The sequence below is a fragment of the Hymenobacter ruricola genome, assembly GCF_015694525.1.
GTDB classification, from domain to species: domain Bacteria; phylum Bacteroidota; class Bacteroidia; order Cytophagales; family Hymenobacteraceae; genus Hymenobacter; species Hymenobacter ruricola.
Window position 1 is genome coordinate 235,198 of sequence record NZ_JADQDM010000003.1, and the last position, 20,557, is coordinate 255,754.

General features: G+C 61.3%; 11 protein-coding genes. 6 read left to right on the forward strand and 5 right to left on the reverse strand.

All coding sequences use genetic code 11. From position 1 onward, the window contains the following. Nucleotides 1-47 precede the first annotated feature (47 nt). From I2H31_RS08925 to I2H31_RS08950, 6 genes are all read left to right on the forward strand, one after another. Nucleotides 48-1,442, forward strand: a complete 1,395-nt coding sequence (locus tag I2H31_RS08925) for an alpha/beta hydrolase family protein (RefSeq protein WP_196292676.1) — start codon at nucleotides 48-50, stop codon at nucleotides 1,440-1,442. A gap of 144 nt (nucleotides 1,443-1,586) precedes the next feature. After that, nucleotides 1,587-3,467: a right-handed parallel beta-helix repeat-containing protein gene (locus tag I2H31_RS08930; RefSeq protein WP_196292677.1), complete on the forward strand. Its 1,881-nt coding sequence runs from the start codon at nucleotides 1,587-1,589 to the stop codon at nucleotides 3,465-3,467. Nucleotides 3,468-3,631: 164 nt separating this feature from the next. Continuing rightward, entirely contained in the window at nucleotides 3,632-5,788 is a 2,157-nt protein-coding gene (locus I2H31_RS08935; protein WP_317192204.1) for an alpha-L-rhamnosidase-related protein, read from the forward strand. A gap of 73 nt (nucleotides 5,789-5,861) precedes the next feature. Further along, nucleotides 5,862-6,548 carry an L-rhamnose mutarotase gene (locus tag I2H31_RS08940; protein ID WP_230687614.1) on the forward strand — a complete coding sequence of 229 codons (687 nt, stop codon included), beginning with the start codon at nucleotides 5,862-5,864 and terminating at the stop codon, nucleotides 6,546-6,548. Nucleotides 6,549-6,687: 139 nt separating this feature from the next. After that, the gene (locus I2H31_RS08945; RefSeq protein ID WP_196292680.1) at nucleotides 6,688-7,755 is read left to right on the forward strand and encodes a Gfo/Idh/MocA family protein; all 1,068 of its coding nucleotides are present in this window, start codon (nucleotides 6,688-6,690) and stop codon (nucleotides 7,753-7,755) included. Between the two features lie 114 nt (nucleotides 7,756-7,869). Further along, nucleotides 7,870-9,453, forward strand: coding sequence for a sodium:solute symporter family transporter (locus tag I2H31_RS08950; RefSeq protein ID WP_196292681.1), 1,584 nt, complete (start codon nucleotides 7,870-7,872; stop codon nucleotides 9,451-9,453). 110 nt (nucleotides 9,454-9,563) lie between these two features. Here I2H31_RS08950 and I2H31_RS08955 read toward each other — a convergent pair whose 3' ends face one another. From I2H31_RS08955 to fucP, 5 genes are all read right to left on the reverse strand, one after another. Further along, complete coding sequence (locus I2H31_RS08955) at nucleotides 9,564-11,873, reverse strand: DUF5703 domain-containing protein (RefSeq protein WP_196292682.1); 2,310 nt, start codon at nucleotides 11,871-11,873, stop codon at nucleotides 9,564-9,566. A 128-nt stretch (nucleotides 11,874-12,001) separates the two neighbouring features. Next, the gene (locus I2H31_RS08960; RefSeq protein WP_196292683.1) at nucleotides 12,002-13,438 is read right to left on the reverse strand and encodes a sialate O-acetylesterase; all 1,437 of its coding nucleotides are present in this window, start codon (nucleotides 13,436-13,438) and stop codon (nucleotides 12,002-12,004) included. A 127-nt stretch (nucleotides 13,439-13,565) separates the two neighbouring features. Continuing rightward, nucleotides 13,566-15,605 carry an aceric acid hydrolase gene (locus tag I2H31_RS08965; protein ID WP_196292684.1) on the reverse strand — a complete coding sequence of 680 codons (2,040 nt, stop codon included), beginning with the start codon at nucleotides 15,603-15,605 and terminating at the stop codon, nucleotides 13,566-13,568. A 5-nt stretch (nucleotides 15,606-15,610) separates the two neighbouring features. Further along, nucleotides 15,611-19,099 (reverse strand): glycosyl hydrolase, encoded by a 3,489-nt coding sequence (locus I2H31_RS08970; protein WP_196292685.1) that lies wholly within the window; start codon nucleotides 19,097-19,099, stop codon nucleotides 15,611-15,613. 95 nt (nucleotides 19,100-19,194) lie between these two features. Then, entirely contained in the window at nucleotides 19,195-20,499 is a 1,305-nt protein-coding gene (fucP, locus tag I2H31_RS08975; RefSeq protein WP_196292686.1) for an L-fucose:H+ symporter permease, read from the reverse strand. Between the last annotated feature and the right edge of the window lie 58 nt (nucleotides 20,500-20,557).

A 20,557-nucleotide genomic window follows, 5' to 3' on the forward strand; every position in this document is an offset into this window, starting at 1 on the left:
CTCCGCTCAGTATGACCGTTTTTCTACCCAAGCTCACATCCCCACCCATGTCCAGATTCTTCCGCCTGCTCCTAGGTTCGCTTTTTCTCACTACCGCCGCCCAGGCGCAAAACTCTGACGACCAGTACCGCGAGCCGTTGCAGCAGGTGCTGGAGGAAATTCAGCAGCGCTACGGGGTGAAAATCAGACCCGATGCGGCCATGGTGAAGGACAAGTACGTGACTTACGCCGAGTGGCGTTTCCGCCCCGACGTGGACGAAACCTTGCGCAGCGTATTGGCCCCGTTCGATTACCAGGCGGCGAAAACCGGCGACAAAACTTACAAGCTCAAGACCTTCCAGTATCATCTCAAAACGCCCGAGGAAGGCGCCGCCCAACTGGCCTACCTCGCTTCGCACTATACTGATGCGGCCAGCTGGGAAAAGCGCAAAGCCGAGCTGCGCAGCTGCATGTGGTCGGCGTTGCGGCTGTCGCCCATGCCCGCTGAGCCGGCCAGCAAGCCCATTATCACCAACAAGCGGCAGTTCGACGGCTACACGGTGGAGAACGTGGCCATCGAAACGCTGCCGGGCTACTACATGACCGGCTCGATTTACAAGCCGCTCAAAGCCAAGGGTAAAATCCCGGTTATCATAAGTCCCGATGGGCACTTCGGCGACGGGCGCTACCGGGCCGATGCGCAGTTGCGCTGCGCCACGCTGGCCCGCATGGGCGCGATGGTGTACAGCTACGACCTGTTTGCCTGGGGTGAGTCGCTGCTGCAATTCAAGGGCGAAGACCACCGCCGTAGCCTCGCCATGACGGTGCAGGCCCTGAACGGCGAACGGGCGCTGGACTACCTGCTGTCGCTGAAAGACGCCGACAAAACCCGAGTAGCCATCACCGGCGGCTCGGGCGGCGGCAGCCAAACCATGCTACTCACCGCCCTGGATGATAGAATCAAGGTAAGCGTACCGGTAGTGATGCTCTCGACCTACCACAGCGGCGGCTGCCCCTGCGAAAGCGGCCAGCCCGTGCACCTCTGCGGCAACGGCACCAACAACGCCGAAATCGCCGCCATGGCTGCCCCGCGTCCCCAACTCGCCATCACCGACGGCGGCGACTGGACCGCCCAGACGCCCGAAGTCGCCTATCCTTACCTCCAAAAAATATACGGCTACTACGGCAAAACCGACCTTGTGCAAAATGTGCACCTACCCAAAGAATTGCATGATTATGGCCCCTCGAAACGGCAGGCCATGTATGAGTTCATGGCCAAAAATTTGGACCTGAATTTAGCTGCCGCCGAGGATAAAACGGGCAAGCTGGACGAGTCGCACGTGACCATCGAAAAGGAGGAAGCGCAGCACGTTTTTGGGCCGAAAGGGGAGGGGCTACCGGCCAATGCGCTACACAGCTTCGAGGACTTGCAGGCGGTTTTTGCAAAGTCAACAGCGCCCTGATGTAGCGTGGACTCTGCGAGTCCGCGTAACGAGCGCAGCGAGTATCCGCGTTTGCGCCGGTCGAATTCAACCCTAATCCAAGCGTAGCCGACAATACTCGCTGCGCTCGTTACGCGGACTCGCAGAGTCCACGCTACTTCCAGCATGACTCGAACGTTACTCATCGCCCTCAGCCTGCTAGGTGCCGCGCCCGCCTACGCCGCCGACATCTGGGTGGCGCCCAACGGCTCCGACCGCAACCCGGGCACTCAGGCCCAGCCGCTGGCTACCCCAAATGCCGCCCTGCGCCAGGCCCGCGACCTGCGCCGCCTGCACGATGCCTCGGTGGCCGATGGCGTGCACATCTGGCTGAAAGGCGGCGAATACCGACTGACGGAGCCGTGGTTCTTCCGGCCCGAAGACGCGGGCACGGCCGCCAGCCCCACGGTGGTAGCCGCCGCGCCCGGCGAGCGTCCGGTGCTGAGCGGCGGCGTATCCGTAACGGGCTGGCACAAGGCAGCTGGCAAGATTGCCGGTCTGCCCGCTGCCGCGCAGGGTCAGGTGTGGGTAGCCGCCGCGCCGCTGCTGGCGGGCCGCCCCCTCAACTTTCGCCAACTGTGGGTGAATGGCCGCAAAGCTACCCGGGCCCGCACGCCCAACAACGACAACCTGCCCCGCCTGCTCACTTGGGACACCGACAAGCGCGAAACCACTGTGCCAGCCGCCGCCCTGGGTGGCATAAAGCAATCCGGCCAGCTAGAAATGGTGCTGCACCAAATGTGGGCCGTGAACGTGCTGCGCGTGAAAACCCTGGCTGTGCAGGGCGATAAAGCCCGCGTGACATTTCAGGAGCCCGAAAGCCGCATCCAGTTCGAGCACCCCTGGCCGCGGCCCATCATCAACGGCAAAAACGGCAGCTCGGCCTTCTATCTGACCAACGCCATCGAACTACTCGACCAGCCCGGCGAGTGGTTTTATGACGCGCCGCGTGGGCAGGTATATTACTGGCCCCGCCCTGGCGAAAACCTAGCCACTGCCCAGGTGGTAGTGCCGGCAATAGAAACGGTGGTGCGGGTAGTCGGCACCCTCGACCAGCCCGTGAGCTACGTACAGTTCAAAGGCCTGACGTTCGCCTACACCACCTGGCTGCGGCCCTCGGAGCAGGGCCATGTGCCTTTGCAAGCGGGCATGTATTTGCTCGATGGCTACTCGCTGGCCAAGCCCGGAACGCCGGATAAAGCCGGCCTCGAAAACCAGGCCTGGATAGGGCGGCCACCAGCTGGGGTAGTGGTGCAAGACGCGCACCACACGCGCTTCGAGCGATGCCAGTTCCTACACATGGGCGCCACGGCGCTGGACTACCAGAGTGGCACCCACGACGATGTAATCAGCGGCTGCACCTTTCGCGACGTGGCGGTGAACGGTTTGCAAATGGGTAAGTTTTCCGACGAAAGCATGGAAACGCACCTGCCCTACAACCCCAAAGACGAGCGGGAAATTTGCACCAACGAGCTAATAGAAAACAATCTCGTCACCGACTGCGGCAATGAGGATTGGGGTGCGGTAGGTATCGGGGCGGGCTTCGTGCGCGGCACCACTATTCGGCACAATGAGATTTCGCAGGTGCCCTACACTGGCATCAGCGTGGGCTGGGGCTGGACCAAGACCGCCAATGCCATGCGGGACAACCACATGCAGGCCAACTACATCCATCACTACGCCCAGCACACCTATGACGTGGCCGGTGTGTACACGCTCTCGGCCCAGCCGGGCACGGTCATCACCGAAAACCGCGTCGATGAAATCGGTCGGGCGCCCTACGTGCACGACCCCGACCACTGGTTCTACCTCTACCTCGACGAGGGTTCCTCCAACATCACGGTGCAGGACAACTGGTGCCCGACCGAGAAATTCCTGGCCAATGCCAACGGCCCTGGCAACTTGTGGAAGAACAACGGCCCAATGGTGAGCGAGACCATCAAGCAGGCGGCGGGGCTGGAGCCAGCTTATCAGGACTTACGCAAAGCACTATCCATAACCAATTAGAACAGTCCTGCCGCGGGCAGCCGAGGCATCTCGCTCGCCCCGTTGCTACGGCACTGATTTCCTCAGCCTCTCCTGCCTCGGCTGCGCGCGGCAGGAGAGGCTATTTACAGAAAAACACATCAACCCACCTGATGAATAAACCTTGCCTGAAACGCCTTGCGGCAGTGCTTCTCCTGTTGCTCTTCGCAGCTTCCGCCAACGCTCAACAGCGCCCGCAAAAAGCCACCTGGATTTGGTACCCCGGCGACCACGAAATCTGGCTGGGCAACCAGATGCAGAACCGCCGCACCGAGCGCGGCACGTTCTTTCCGGTGTTCTGGCGGATGGACAGCCACTACGTCCTCATCGACTTCCATAAGGACTTCGACCTCGCGCAGCCCGAAGAGGTGGAGCTGCACGCCGAGGGCCAGTACAACGTGAAGCTCGATGGCAAGCCGCTGACCGGCGCGCCCACGCGTCTGACCGTGCCCGCCGGCAAGCACCGTATTAATCTCAAAGTTTACAACCAGGCCACGCCGCCGGCGGTGTTCGTGCGCGGTAAAACCATTGCTTCTGATGCCTCGTGGCTGGTGACCTACGAGGACAAGGAATGGATTGACGCCTCGGGCAAAACTTCCGACCAGTCGGGCACGACCTGGCTGCAGGCGGGCGCCTGGAACTTTGACTCGCCCGAGGCGCGGCCTTCGGTTTTTAAACTGCCGACGGAGGTGCGCCGGGCCGTCCGCATGGAGCGCAATGGGCAGGGCATGGTCGTCGATTTTGGACGCGAAACCTTTGGCTACATCAAGTTGCACGGGGTGCGCGGCAAGGGCCAGGTGGCGGTGTATTTCGGTGAGTCGAAGGAAGAAGCCTTGGCTACCGAAACTTGCGAAACGCTGGAGTATTTGCCCGTAGACCAGCCGCAGAAGGGCGACCTCACTACCACTTTATCAAAAGCGTTTCGCTACGTGAACATAAGGCCGGAGGCGGGCGTGAGCCTTGATTCGGTGTCGCTGCTGTACGAATATGCGCCGGTGGCAGAGCGGGGCAAATTCCGCTGCTCCGACGCGCAGCTGAACAAAATCTGGGACGTGGCGGCCTATACCATGCATCTGAATACGCGGGAGTTTTTCATCGACGGCATCAAGCGCGACCGGTGGGTGTGGTCGGGCGATGCCTACCAGAGCTACCTGATGAACTACTACCTCTACTTCGACACGCCGACGGTAAACCGCACGCAGTTTGTCCTGCGCGGCAAAGACCCCGTGACTAGCCACATCAACACCATCATGGACTACAGTTTTTACTGGTTCATCAGCGTGTACGATGCCTACCAGTACACGGGAGATAAAGCCCAGGTGCAGCAGCTCTACCCCCGTATGCAGAGCTTGATGGACTACTGCCTCGGCCGCCGCAACCAGGACGGTCTGATAGAAGGCCTGGCCGGCGACTGGGTGTTTATCGACTGGGCCGACGGCCTGAGCAAAAAGGGCGAAGTGAGCTTCGAGCAGCTGCTGCTGTGCCGCAGCCTCGAAAGCATGGCCCTCTGCGCCAAGCTGGTCGATGACCAAGCTGGCGCGCAGAAATACCAGCAACTGGCCACCGACCTCAAAGCCAAAATTTTCGCCACCTACTGGAATGCCGGCAAGGGTGCCCTGGTGCACAGCCGCGTCAACGGCCAGCCCACCGAGAACGTGACGCGCTACGCCAACATGTTCGCCATTTTCTTCGACTACCTCAGCCCCGAGCAGGAGCAGCAGGTGAAGAAATCGGTGCTGCTGAACCCGCAGGTGCCCAAAATCACGACGCCCTACATGCGCTTCTACGAGTTGGAGGCCCTGTGCGCGATGGGCGAGCAGCCCTACGTGCTCAAGGAAATGAAGTCGTACTGGGGCGGGATGCTGGACCTGGGGGCTACTTCCTTTTGGGAGGAATATGACCCCACCAAAAAGGGCACCGAGCACCTGGCCATGTACGGCCGGCCCTTCGGCAAAAGCCTGTGCCACGCCTGGGGCGCCAGTCCTATCTACCTGCTGGGTAAGTACTACCTGGGCGTGAAGCCACTCACGCCGGGCTACGCTACCTATGAAATCGTGCCCAATCTCGGCGGCCTGCAATGGATGGAAGGCACCGTGCCCACGCCACAGGGCGACATCACGGTGGCCGCCAGCCCCAAGCAGCTGAAAGTGAAAGGCGCCAACGGCACCGGCACATTGCGCTTCAAAAGCAAGTCGAAGCCCAGTTGCAAAGGCGGTAAAATCGTGGCCAAAGGCAGCGGGCAATATGAGCTGACGCTGGAGAAAGGAAAAGACTATATAGTAACTTACCAAGCTTTGCAGTGAACAACTTTTGCCATCTCCTATGAGAAATTCTGTGCTTCCCTGCGGTAACAGTCGTTTGCGCGGCTTGCTGCTAATGCTTCTGCTGTGCCTGCCGGCCCTGCCCAGCCTGGCCCAGGGGCCAATGTCGATAATTGAGCTGGTCGATTTGGATAAGAAGGTGCAGCCCGCCCGCCTGCAACGGCTGTGCCGGCTGAAAGGCTATACCGACGTGAACATCTATTACTGGCACCGGTCGCCCAGCCCCTTTGGATATTTGGTGGCCTATGGTCCCAAAGCCCGCATGAAGCAATTGCTGCCGCTGGTAAAGCAGGCCTACTTTCCCCTCGTCGATTTCTACGATGCGCCCTTTTACAAATTCGACCGCCATTATTGCGCCGACAAAACCACGGCCAAGCAGTGGGACAATATCCTGCTGATGGCCACGCTGGTGAAAGACCCCGCCAAGCAGCAGGAATACCTAAGCCACCACGCCACGCAGTTTCAGCAGTGGCCGGAAGTGGCCCAGGGTTTCTGCAACGCCAGCTTTCAGCAGTTGCTGGTGTTTCGGCAGGAGCGTCGGCTGATGCTGGTTATCAGCATTCCCAAGGGTGACAGCCTGGCCCGTCTGAATCCTAAAACCAGCGAAAACAACCCGCGCGTAGACGAGTGGAACGCCCTGATGAAGCAGTACCAGCAAGGCCTCGACGGCACCGAGCCCGGCGAAACGTGGGTAGTTGCAACGCCAATAGTAGCGGAGAAGCCGGTGCCCGCTAAAAAGTGAAAAAAGAGCCATGCCGAGCGCAGGCGAAGCAGCTCCACTGCTATAGTAATTGATTACTTCGGCACGCGAGATGCCTCGGCTGCGCTCGGCATGACCACCGATTGATAGCCAATAACCAACAGCCACTAATTCCCCCGAAATGCTAACCCTCGGAATCCTGGGCCTCGGCGAAGGCCGCAGCACCATGTCGGCCGCGTTGAACAGCCCGAAATGGACCCTCAAAACCATCTGCGACCGCAACGAAGACCTGTGCCGGCACCGCGCCGAGGAATTCAACTTCCCGCACTACACCACGCAGTACCAGGACCTGCTCGATGACCCGGAAATCGACGCCGTGGCCATTTACACCCCCGACCATCTGCACGCCGAACACGTGGCCCAGGCCCTGCGGGCGGGCAAGCACGTCGTTTGCACCAAGCCGTTTATCGACGACTTGAGCAAGGCCAACGAGCTGCTGGAACTCAGCCGCACGTCGGGCAAAAAGCTGTTCGTGGGCCAAAGCTCGCGGTTTTTTGAGCCCATGAAGCGGCAGCGGGCCGACTACGAGGCGGGCCTCATCGGCGAGCTCATCACCATCGAAGCCTATTACCACGCCGACCACCGCTGGTTTCTGGAAAAAGGCTGGTCGCTGGAAAACGCCTTTAAGTGGCTCTACGGCGGCCTCAGCCACCCCGTCGATTTCATTCGCTGGTACCTGCCCAACATCGAGGAGGTGATGGGCTACGGCATGCTGAGCAGCAACGGCGCCCAGGGTGGCCTTAAGCACCAGGATACCATGCACTTCATCTTCAAAGCCACCGATGGCCGCGTGGCCCGCGTGAGTGGCGCCTACACCGGCCCGGTGCAGCCCGTGACGCGCGATTCGGAGATGAGCTGCATCCTGCGCGGCACCGAGGGCGCCAGCCAGGGCGACTACATGGACCTGCGCTACGCCATCACCGACCGCACCGGCGAGGAGCGCCTCATCACCTGGGAGCATAAGCTGAAGCACTATTTTCGCTTCGAGGGCAAAAGCCACCACGCCGGCGAATACCAGAACTACCTGGAGTATTTCGCCGATTCCATCGAACAGAATTTCACGGCTTATCCTGACTTGAAAGAAGGCATCGGCACCATTGCGCTGCTGCAGGCCATGGATAGGGCGTTAGCGACGGGGCAGCCGGTGAAAGTGCAGGCGCTGCTGGCCGAGCACGGTGTTGTGTTATAGGCAGTTGAATAACCTGTAGCGTGGACTCTGCGAGTCCGCGCGTTGCGTGAACAACCCATTTAATCATCCAACGGTGCGCGGACTCGCAGAGTCCACGCTACATCTCATTCCCTCATGGGCAACAACTTACTCGGCCACCTCACCGCCTGGGACTACGCCATTGTCGTGGCCTACGTCGTGATTCTGGCTGGCATCGGCTACCGGGCCAGTGCCGCTAAGAAGACCGAAGAATCCCTGTTTCTGGCCAATAAATCGTTGGGCTGGGCCAGCATCGGGTTCAACATGTGGGGCACCAACGTGGGGCCGTCGATGCTGCTGGCGTTTGCCAGCATTGGGTACAGCACGGGCATCGTGGCGGTCAATTTTGAGTGGTACGCCTTCGTGTTTTTGTTTCTGCTGGCGGTGGTGTTTGCGCCGCGCTACCTGGCGGCCAACGTGAGCACCATGCCCGGCTTCATGGGCCGGCAGTACGGCGACTCCACGCAAAACATCCTGGCCTGGTACGCGCTGATTAAAATCCTGATTTCGTGGCTGTCGCTGGGCTTGTTTTCGGGCGGGCTGCTGGTGCGGCAGATTCTGGGCATCCCCATGTGGCAGTCGGTGATAGTGCTGGTGCTGTTTGCGGGCGCGTTCACGTTTGCGGGCGGGCTCAAGGCCATTGCCCGCGTCAACGTGTTTCAGATGCTGCTGCTCATCGGCGTGTCGCTCACGCTCACCATCATCGGCGTGATGAAGGTGGGCGGGCTGAGCAAAGTATTTCACCGCGTGCCCGGCCACTACTGGAACCTGCTGCATCCGACCTCCGACCCCAAGTACCCGTGGTACGCCATCCTGCTGGGCTACCCGGTGTCGGCGGTGGCGTTTTTCTGCACCGACCAAGCCATGGTGCAGTCGGTGCTGGGGGCCAAAAACCTGGAGCAAGGGCAGCTTGGCGTCAACTTTATCGGCTGGCTCAAAATCCTGTCGCTGCCGCTGTTCATCCTCACCGGCGTGCTGTGCTACATTTTATTTCCGGACCTCAAAGACCCCAAAGAAGCCTATATGACGATGGTGACGAGCCTGTTTCCGGCCGGCATGAAAGGCCTGGTCATCGTGGTGTTGATTGCTGTATTGGTAGGCACCATCAGCTCGTCGCTCAACGCACTGAGCACCGTGTTTGCCATGGACGTGTACGCCCGCAACATCAACCCGCAGGCCGCCGACGCCGACGTGGTGCGCGTGGGGCGGCGCACGGTGCTGGTGGGCTGCGCCTTCGCCGTGCTCATGGCCCTGGCCATCGACTCGGTGAAGGGCCTCAACCTGTTCGACGTGTTCCAGGCGGTGCTGGGCTTCATTGCGCCGCCGCTGGCGGTGGTGTTTCTGCTGTCGGTGTTCTGGGCGCGCACCACGCAGCGCGCCATCAACAGCGTTTTGTCGTGGGGCTCGGCTTTCAGCCTGGGCGTGGGCGTGCTCTACCTCTGGGTGCTCCCGCCCGACACGCACCCCTTCTGGCCGCACTACCTCATGCTGTCGTTCTACATCTTCGCCGCGCTATTCGCCGCCGCCGTGCTCATCTCGCTCACCGACCCGGCCGGCCAGGCCCGCCGCCAAGCCGTGGACTATGGCGTAATGGCCCGGCCCACGCGCCGCGTGCAGTTCCTCTGGGCCGCGCTGGCCGTGGTAATGGTGGGATTGTACGTGGTGTTCAACGGGCACTAAGGGTGTAGCGCGGACTTTGTAGTCCGTGTACGAGCGACAGCGAGTTACTTGCGTCAGGCTATTCTAGCGTCCATACTCGCTGCGCTCGTACGCGGACTACAAAGTCCGCGCTACATCACCACCACATCCTTGCGGCGCGCCTCCGGCCACACCTTCAATACCTGCACCTTTCCGCCCTCAATTACGGCCTCCACCGTCGTCTGATGCGGCGCGTGCAGCTTGAAATGCACGTCCCACGTTTTGGGCCAGGCGGGCAGCAGGTAAATTTTGTCGCCGTCCGTTTGCAGCAGCATTTCCTGCAATCCAATCATGCCGGAGCCGCCCCAGTTGTGGTCGGGCGCCCAGTCGTAGCCCGGCCCCCAGAAGGCGGGAAAGCGGCGGCCGGAATCCTGCAGCTTCTGCACGGTCAGCTCGGCGGCTTCGTTGGTGAGGCCGAGGCGGGCGGCGAAAATGTTGTGCTGCTTCCAGCCCACGTGGCTACGGAATTTTTGCACGTCGGCATCATACAGGTAAGTATTGCGGGCCGTGTCGAGGCCGGCCTTGCCCACGCCGTAAAGGCCCCACGGAAATACTGGGTAGAGCTGCGGGCTCTCGGTGTTGTTGATGCGCTCCCAGCTTTTGGCCGGCGCGATGGTGGGGTGGCCCTGGCTTTCGCGGAAGCTGATGGCCGGAATGTGGCCCAGCATGGCGGTCCACTTCTGGCGCTGCTCGGGCGTGCCGCAGCGCGGCGGCAGGGCCAGCAGGCGCGTGAGCACGGTGCGCAGACCCGCAATGGTCGAGGTCGAGTTGTAGGCCATTTTGTACGTCTCGGCCCCGGAGCCGGGGTAGAGCACTAAGTGGCCCGCGCCGTCGAGGGACTTGGCACCGCGCTGGCGGGCCAGGTACTGGTAGTGCTCGTCGAAGAAGGTGAGGCAGCTTTCCACGAAGGGCAAATAGGCGGCCACGTCTTGCCCGGCGTAGCGCTCGGTTTCCAGCATCATCAGGCAGAATTCCAGCACGGTGTCCCACTCGTATTCCAGCCAGGCGTTGTATTCCAGGCCTTGGTCGAAGTCGGCGGGGCGCTTCCAGTTGTATTCGGCGGGGTTGGGCAGGCCGAAGTTCTCGAGCTGCTCGGTGAAGCAGGCGCCGGGGTGCTGCCAGTAGGTTTGGCTGCGCAGCTCGGCGTTATGAAGCAAGCGCAGGTAGAAATCGAACTGCGGTTTCAGCAGGTCAAAATCACCGTTTTTCAGCATGGGCCAGTACACGAGGCGCTGGTTTTGGGCGGTGTGGGTGCCGCCGCCCCAGTTGCGAAAATCGGGCGTGAACTTGAGCGTGGAATCCGTCAGCACCGGGTCGTAGGTAAAGAGGCCCCCGTTGAACTTGGTGGGATATTGCCCCAGGGCATTGCAGCCCAGCAGGTACCGCATGAGTTGGTAGTTGCGGCCGGCCTGCCATTCCGGAGTATTGGCCGCGGCTTGATGCGGCTGAATGTGGATGAAGCTGCGCTGCCAATACTCGCGCCACCAGGCCACGGTGCGCTGGCGGGCGGCTTTGGGGTTTTGGTGGGAGGCGGTCAGGGCCTTTTGCACCCCTTGTTGCCACTGCGACAACGAGGGGGTGACTGCAGTGTGCAGCGCCACGACCAGCGAATGATTCCGTGCTGGGGTCTGGCTTTTGAGCTTCCAGGCGGTGTAGGAGGTATTGAGGTACTGGCCGGTGGTGGTGCCAGCCGGCAACATGTTCGAGCCCTGCATCGCGCCACCAAAAATCACTTGATTCAGCGGGTTGTAGAGTTGGGTTTTGATGCCTGCCAACCCTTGTTGCTGCACCGCTACGTCAAAAACCGTTTGGGCCTGGTTCTGGTGGAAAAATTCGACACCCTGCTTGCGGAAGCTGATGCTGTCGCGCCGGGTTTTTACCTCGCCCTGCGGGGCCCATTTGTAGGAGTTCTGGTTGTTCTCTTTGCCCTTGGTGCGGTGGTCGGCGAAGCGCCAGCTTTCATAGCTGGCCTCCGCTGTCAGTTTGGAGCTGCTGCTTATTTCGATGTGTATCACGGGCTTGAAAACATCAACCCAAATGCGTACCTGCGCCGTTGTGGTTCCCACGGCGCTGGTTAGCGTCACGTCACCCGTTTGCAGGGCCAATTCTTGCTTGAACGTGCCCTTCTCAAACGGATTGGGTGTGAGGTGCAGGCGCACGCGGCCGAGTTTCAGCAGAGAATTATTCTCATCAAACGTGCCGCTGCGGGCGATGTAGAATAGCACGTCGCCGTTTTCGGCCCACACGTTCAGGCCAATGTCGCCACCCCCGCAGGGCATTGATTCGCCGGCGTTTTTACTGGGAGTCGTCCAGGTGATGTTGTTGGTGGCGAGTTCGGGCGTTTGGGCTTGAGCTAGAAAGGGTAGGAGCAGAACCAGTAAAAGAGCTTGCCGCTTGTGCATCACCCAGAATAGACCGTCATGCCGAGCGCAGCGAAGCATCTCGCGTGCATGAGTAAATGAAGTACTGCTCCACGCGAGATGCTTCGCTGCGCTCGGCATGACGTTCAAAGGTGTGCTTGCGGTTTTACTCATTGCGCCCAATCATCCGTCCGGAACGACGAAACCGGTAGCCCTTCATTGCTAAACAACGTGGCCCGCGTGAAGTCCTGAAATGCGTAGCGCACCGCCACCGGCGACTTCACCGCATCGGCCGAAACGTTGATGACGCTGCCCGCAATAGCGGCTTTGGCCGGGTACCACTTCTGGTCGGTGCCGGCAATTTCGAAGCCTATCAACTCTTGCCCGAAGCTGGTCATGCCCATCGGCGAGTTCTTGAAGCGCACGGCTACGGTGTTGTCTTTCACGGTCATCGACTCGTAGGTGGGGGGCAGGGCGCCGAAGCCTTTGCGGCCGTAGGTCTGAGCCAGGGCCAGCAGGGCCAGGCGGGTGCCACCGGGCTCCTTGCGCATGGGGTGGATGCTGGTTTCCTCGCCCACATCGAGCAGCACGGCCATGGCCGAGTTGGGAATCTGGTCCTGGGCCTTGCGCTGGGCGTCGCGCAGGAAGGCCGAGTTGTATTTGCCGCCCTTGTTTTTGGAGGTGCGGGTGTAGTCGAAGGGCGCAATCTGGGCGTAGTAGAACGGGAAATCGCCCATGCCCCAGTGCGAGCGCCACAGCTTCACCAGCGCCGCCATCCGGGCCGGGTATTCGTCGGGGTGGTCGTAGTTCGACTCGCCCTGATACCAAATGGCGCCTTTAATGCCGTAGCCCTCAATGGGATGCAGCATGCCATTGTACAGTGTGGTGGCCGTGCGGCTCACCAGCTTGATGGTGTCGCCTTTGGCCGGCACCTTCACGCCGGCAAACTGGCGCACGGTTTCGGCGTCCATCCACGCCTCAATGAAAGAGCCGCTGTAGCTGCAGTGCAGCAGGCCCACCGGCACCTGTAGCTGCTCCTGTATCAAGCGCCCGAAGTAGTAGGCCGTGGCGCTGAAATTGCTCACCGCCTCAGGCTCGGCCAGGCGCCAAGGCGAGGGCTTGCTGTTTTCCTGCGGCTCCGTGACGGACGAGCGGGGCACGGTGTAGAGGCGCAACTGGTCGTTGCGGGAGTGCAGAATGGCCTCGTTGGAGCCCAGCACCGGCTGGCCTTTGAAGCCCTTCATGGGCATTTCCATGTTCGACTGCCCGCCGCATAGCCACACCTCGCCCACCAGCACGTTCTTGAGCTGCACGGCCGGCCCGTCGCCGCTGATGCTCAGCGTGTAGGGGGTATAGCTGGCGGCGGGCGTTTTCACTTTCAGCCGCCACTTGCCGGTCGCGTCAGCCTGGGCGGTGTATTTCTGCTTGCCCCACGAGGGGGTTACGGCAATGGTGCTGCCGGCTTTGGCCCAGCCCCACACCGCGCACTCGGCCTGCTGCTGCATCACCATGTTGTCGGTGAACAGCGAGGAGAGCCGGAGCTGGGCATGGCTCAGCAACGGGATAAACAGTGTGAGGCAGAAAAGAAAAAGGAGTTTGGATTTCATTCTTTGGATTGACGGGCAAAATTGGTTAGCGGGCTGTAGAGGCGCGACACTTCGCGTCTCCTCGTTAGGCGGAATCGAAGCGATGGTGCTCACGCCAAGACGCGAAGTGTCGCGCCTCTACATCGTGTTATCGGCTCACCGGCAGCCACACCTCCATGTCGTGCAGGCCGCGGTTGCCCCAGGCGTAGTACGGCACCAGTTTGAACGGCACGGTGGCGGGTTTTTCCTTGGAAATGGGATGGTAGAGCTGGCCCTTCCAGGCCGAGTTATCAGCAAATTCAGTCTGGCCTTCCAACCACACTACATCCGAGCCGGCAATGGCGGTGTGGCGGGGCGTAAAGACGGTGTTGGCATTCACAATCAGGCCGCTGAGGGACTTGCCGGCGGGTAGGTCGCTGGCTTCGAGGCAGTACACTACCGGGCCGCGGCGCACGGCTACTTGATTGCGGATTTCCTCCACCAGCGGGTTAGCCTCGACCAGCTGCGCGGGCATGGGCAGGCTGAGTTCTACCTTATCGCCGGCCTTCCAGCGGCGGTTGATTTCGGCGTACTGGCCGGGCGTGAGGGTGGCGGCCACGGGCTGGCCGTTCACGAGCAGCGTGGCGCCTTCGCTCCAGCCGGGCACCCGGAAAAACATGGAGAATGGCTCCTTTGGGGCGGTTTGCAGGGTCACTTTCACGCCGCCGTCCCAGGGGTAGTTGGTTTCCTGGGTTAGCTTGAGGGGCGAGCCGTCTTTGAGCTTCGTGTTCAGGTTGTTGCCGCCGTATAAGTTCAGCCACAAGCCTTTATCGGACACATTATACAGGTAATTGTTGACCTCCGAAATGGTGCGCACCACGTTGGGCGGGCAGCAGTTGGAGAGGCTGATGTAGTCGACCCGCTCCTTGGACCAGCGCTGCGCAAACGGCAAATCGACGGAATACGCCAGCGGGTTGGTGTAGAGGAAGCGCTTCCCATCGAGGCTGATGCCAGATAACACGCTGTTGTAGAGCGCCGTTTCCATCACGTCGGCGTACTTGGCATCGCCGGTGATTTGCAGCATGCGCCAGTTCCAGAGCACGTTGCCGATGTTGGCGCAGGTTTCGCCGTGGGCCGTGAGGTTGGGCAACTGGTAGTCGCGGCCATAGGCCTGGTGGATTTTCTGCACCGTGTCGGGCTTGTAGGCCGTGCCGTCGGGCGATATGCCGTCGTAAAGGGCCCCGCAGGCGCCGGTGACGTACATTTTGTGCTGCGTCACGTCGTCCCACATGCGGTCCAGGGTCGTGAGCAGGGTTTTGTCGCCGGTTTCGGCGTACACGTCGGCCGCGCCGGCGAAGAGGTAGTTGGCCCGCACGGCGTGGCCGCCGGCCTTCTGCATCTGCCGCAAGGGCAGGCGGTCCTGGTTGTCGTCGGTGCCCACCTCGGCCACCAGTCCGCGGATGTCAATCAGGCTTTTGGCCAGCTCCAGGTAACGCGGGTCGCGGGTGGTGCGGTACATTTCCACCACGCCCATGTAGTGCGAGGGGCAAATGGCGTTGCGAGCCAGCTCGGGCGAAGCCGTTTTGTAGAAATTATACAGGTAATCGGTGGCTTTTTTGGCCGCGTCGAGTAGGGTGGTCTTGCCCGTGGCGCGGTAGTGCACGCAGCCAGCCGTCATGAGGTGGCCGAGGTTGTAAGTTTCAAAATTCAGCCGGTTCTTGAATGCCGCCTTCTGCCCGGGGTTGTTCCGCTCCGCGATGGTGCTTTGGGTGCTCAGGTAGCCATCGGGCCGCTGCACTTTCACAATCAGGGCAATGGCTTCGTCGAGCTGTTTATCCAGTTGCGGGTCGTGGGTCACGGCGTAGGACGCCGACAGCGCTTCCACCAACTTAAAAAAGTCGCCATCGTGGAAGGGCGGGCCCTTGTGCTCGCCTTGGGCTTGGCCAGCGGCAATCTCAAAGTTTTTATAAGCGTGGTTGCGGTCGGAATGGTAGAGCGCCCACATAGTCGGAATCATCGACTTCTGGCACACGTCGAACCGCTCGGCCCAGAAGCCATTGGTCCACTGCACGCTGCCCATATCCACGCTGCTCAGTTTGGCGTGGGCGCTGGCCGAGGTGTTCACGAGGGCCTTTTGCTGGGCGAAAACGGGGCTGGCCAAGGCCACTGCCAGCGCACCCAGGCCGAGTTTTTTGAGGAATACTTGCATAGTCATTAATCAACTTTGAATGGGAAGGTGGGGGTGCTGCCGATGCCGATGCGCACCGGCCCGAGCAGCCCGGCCGGCAGCAGCGGCTTGGCTGCGGCCGGCGAAGGCGCAGGCGTCCAGGTTTGGCGCTGGTCGGCGGGCCGGGCCTGGTCGCCGATGAGGCGGTTGGCCCAGGTGTTGGTGACGCTGATTTCTAACTGGTTATCGCCCTTTTTTAGCGCTTCAGTAATGTTGAGGCGGTAGGGCGGCGTCCAGGCAATGCCGCAGGGCTGGCCGTTCACCCATACTTCGGCCAGGTTCGCAACCGTGCCGAGGTCCAGGTAGACCCGGGCTGAAGGAGCGCCGGCAAGTTTCCCTTTTTGCTGCTTCAGTTGCTTCGGGGGCTGCCAGCGGAAGCTTTGGGTGTAGGTGGCCGTGCCGGAGTAATGGCTGAGGGCGGCATCTGGACTTTTGCTCCAATCCGTTAATTCGGAGAAATTGATTGGCTGGACTGGTCCGCCCATTTTCGGGTCGAAACGAACTTGCCATTGGCCAGCGAGGGTTTGCACGGGCTGGGTTTCCAACCAATTAGGGCCGTCGTGGGCGCTTTGCTGCGTTGTCGGTTCGCGGAAAACCACGAACATAGAGCCGTTGCGTTCCAAGCGAAGCGGTAGCAAAGTGCGGCCATTGTCCGTTTTCCAATCGGCCGCCGGGCGAATTTCGCCGGTCACAGCGTCCCACAGTTCTGGCCGCCGGCCCGCCACACGCAGGTTCAGGTCGATGGTGCGAGCCGAATCAAGTTGGTTGGAGATGAAGTAGATGTCAAAATCCGAGGCGGTGCGGTGCGTCCAGGCAATGCCCTTGGCACGCTGGCCGCTGGCGGTGCTGTTGGCTAAAACATCCGGCGCTAAGCCAATAGGCTCAAAAGTAGTAGCGCGGTAGGGACCAAAGAAAAGTAGGATTGCATGCTCTCGTAGTATCGTTGTGTCTGACAATGTTTTCACCATTTGCTGCGCCGCTTCATCTGCGGCTGGGTGGCCGCTTAGCGATGGCGAGCGGTTTGGTTTCTTGTCAAGCATAATGATGGCCCCTTCTTCAGCCAACTCTTGTATTTTCTTTGCCACTTGAGGCGACATAGTGGTACTGTCCGGGCTCATCTTTAGTGCCCCCGGCACCACCAACAGGCCGTAGCTGGCCCCGCCCGGCAGCACGATGCGGCCGTTTTCCACCTTGGCCAAGCGTAGCAGCGCGTCCTTGTTAAAGGAATCGTATTTGTAGCCGTGCAGCGGGTCTACCAGCATGTCGGCGGTTTCCATGTTGGCCGAGGCGGATACTTTTTCGGGCTGCTCCCACATGGGCAGGCCCGCGTTGGCGAGGCGCTGGTGCTCGGCGGCCACGGCCTGCGGGCCAAAAATGCCGGACAGGTCATCCACCAAATGGTTGGGTAAGACTGCTCGGCGCGGGGTGTCCTCGCCAGTGAACACGGCTACATCTACCACCGGGCGACCGAGTTGCAGCAGGGCCTGGCAGCGACGGGCGTAATCGACCCAGGCGCGGCCGGGTTTCCACCAGGTTTGGTCGCGCTGGAAGAACAGGCCGATGCCGCTCAGCGTCATGCCCGGCTTGCGGTCGAGCCAGGGGTTGTGCACGAATACGTGGTACACCAGGCGGTTGACGCCCAGCGCGTAGTTGCGGTCCTGCAAGGCCTTGAGCATGCCGGGGTGCTCGTCCCAGGCTAGTTTTAGCTCGGTGAAGGCTTCGGCCTGCACGATGTTTTTGCCGTAGATGTGGGCGCCCGAAACGGCGTCGAGCATGTCGTTGGGTTTGTCGTGGGTGGGGCTGCGCAGCCAGAACTCGCCCATCGGCACGTCGGCGTGCTGGTAGTGCAGCAGGCCGTCGCTCACCATGGTGGGCGCAATGGCTTCGGCCGAAAACGTGCAGCCTTTGGCGTGCGCCAGGTCCTTCAGCGTGACGTAGAATTTATCATTCACCAACTCCGCAATGGTCTGGCGCACATCGGACAGCACGCGCTCCGACTGGTCGGCGCTAGCCAGGGGCACGCCGGCCATCACGGGCAGCCAGGGCAACAAGTCGTAGCCCCGCCGCTGCTTGAACTCGGCCGGAAAGTTTTGCGACCAGTTCTGCGAGCCGCATTCCCAACTATCGACATGGAAGACTTTGAGCACGCGCGCCGCCAGCTCCGGCCCGCCCTGCCGCACCGCCTCGCCAAACCACTTGTCAAACTGCAAGCTCACGGCGGCGGGGTTGAACTTGTCGCATTCCAGCCCGCGCCCGCCGCCGCCGGTGGTGTTGATTTGGCCGGTGCTGGTGTGGCCCATGCGCAGGATGGTCCAGCGGCCGAGCGGCGCGGTCCAGGTCAGGCGGCCGTTGGCGTCGAGCTTGTCGGTCAGGTTGATAACGTTGCCTAGCGGCACACACTGTGCGTTGGGCAGTTGGGCGGGCGTGGTGCGCTGGCTCACGCGCCACACGTCGCCGTTTTTGCCTTCGAACTGGTGAATGCGCGCCTCGCCCGAAAGCTGGATTTCCGACACTTTCAGCGACTGTTTCCACTTGGCCGCGTCGAGGTCTTCCGCGCCCGGCTCCGAGCCGGCGGGGTCGTAGCCGAAGCGGAAAAACTGGGCTGTGGTGGCGGGCAGCGCGTGGGTTACGGCGCTGCTGTCCTGCCAGCCGCTACGGGGAGGTTGTAGCCGCGTCAGCTCGCGGAAGGTGCGGCCGTCGTTGCTCACTTCCACCCGTAGGCGGTTGGCCTGGTAGTTATAGCCGTTGGAGCGAATGCGGATGCTGCGGCAGGTAAACGGCTGGTCGAATGCGTACTGAATCCAGCCGGTTTCGCTGGTTTTAAAGCCTTTTTTGTTGCCGGGCGTGGCGATTAAGTCCAGGTTTTCGCCGGTGAGGCTGCTGGTTATTTGCGGCTTGACAGTGGCGGTAGAAACGCTGCTGCCAGCGGGCGTGGGATAGGCGTACACGGCCACGTCGCGGTAGTAGCCCTGCACCCGGGGCGGCTGGGGCAGCATCAGGCTCAGCTTTTTGCCGCCCGTTACCTGCGTTTGGGCCGATACCACGTGCTGCATCGACAGCTCCGGCGTAATCCACGGCCCGCCCGCCAACGCAAAACCGTCGCTGACGTGCATGGCCAGCTTCAGGCCCAGCCGGTCGGCTTCCTGCATGGAATGCTTCACCATCGCCCACCACTGCGGCGAGAGCTGCCGGGCCGGAGGCGAAACGGCCGGCGGGTTTTCCACGTCCTTTATCGGCATCAGATACGCCCCGCCGATGCCAGCTTCCTTCATGGCCTCTAGGTCGGCGGTGATGCCGGCCGGGGTCACGGCGCCGTTCATCCAGTACCAGAACACCCACGGCCGGGCCGCTTCCGGCGGGTTTTTGAAGACGGATTCCAGGTCGGGCGCTTGCTGGGCGCACACCGGGGCCGGCAGCAGGCCGAGTGTCGGCAGCGCGAGCAACAGGAGCGTCTTGGAAAGCAAGCGGGTTTGCATGATGTTAAAGAGGTAGGGGCGGGGCCTGCCCCCGCCCGTCGTTGAACAGAATCGTTGCCGCGGTGCAAACGTCCGGGCGGGGGCAAGCCCCGCCCCTACACCAGCCGCCCTTTCACCCGGTAGCCGTACATGCCAAACAGCAGAATGACCAAGTAGCAGACCATCGGGATGAGGTAGCCAATCTGGATGTTATCGCCGCGCATATCGATGAGCGTGCCCATGAGGGGAGGCATGATGGCGCCGCCCACGATGGACATTACCAGCCACGACGAGCCCGGCTTGGTGTCGTCGCCGAGGCCAGCGATGCCTAGGGCGAAGATGGTGGGGAACATGATGCTCATGAAAAAGCCCAGTCCGCCCAAGGCGTAGATGACGTAGGCCCCGTCACCGAACACGGCCACTGCGCACAGCGCCATGGCGACAACCGCATAAATCGAGAGCAGCTTCTGCGAGGCGATGTACTTCAGCAAAGCCGTACCAATGAAGCGCCCCACCATGAACAGCAGCCCGTACACGGCCAGGTAGTAGCCGGCCGTTTTCTCATCCACGCCAGCGCCCTGCTTGGCCATCCGGATGAAAAAGCTCGTGACGCACACCTGCGCCCCCACGTAGAAAAACTGCGCCACCACGGCCCAGGTGAGGTGCCGGTGTTTCAGCACGGCGAAGAAGCCGCCGCCTTCCGACGGCTCGGCTTCGGCGGCCCGCACTTCGGGCAGTTTGCTGAAAAAGAACAGTACTGCCACGGCCACCAGCACGCATCCTAGCACGATGTAGGGCAGCTTCACGGCCGCCGCTTCGTGATTGAGGTAGGTGCTGCGGATGGCATCGGGCATGGCGGCCAACTGGGCCTTGGTGTATTCCTTACCCGACAAAATGAGATTGGCGCCGATGATGGGGGCCACGAAAACCGCCAGCCCGTTGAACGAGGCCGCCAGGTTCAGCCGGCTGGTCGAGGACTCGGACGGGCCGAGCACGGCGGCGTAGGGGTTGGCGGCGGTTTCCAGGGTAGTCAGGCCGCAGCCAATGATAAACAGCGCGGTCAGAAATAGGCCGTAGGAACGGGCATCGGCGGCGGGTACAAACAGAAAAGCCCCGCTCGCAAAGGCTAGCAAACCTAGAATGATAGTGAATTTGTAGCCCAGCCGCTTGAGCAGTATCCCGGCGGGAATGGCCATCAGAAAGTAAGCCAAAAACACGGCCGTATCCACGAAGGTTGACTGCCGGTTGTTGAGCTGGCAGGCTTTCTGAAGGTGCGGAATCAGAATGGAATCCAGGCTGTGCGCCATGCCCCACAGAAAAAACACGCCCACTACCAAGATGAAAGGCAGCAAGTAAGTGCGGGCACTAACGGGGCCGCCGGTAGCAACGGGTGGCGGGGTGGAAGCAGGAGCAAGGGCCATTGGGTGGGATATTAGAGATTTAGAACTTAGATATTAGAGCGTAGAACCTAGATTTTGG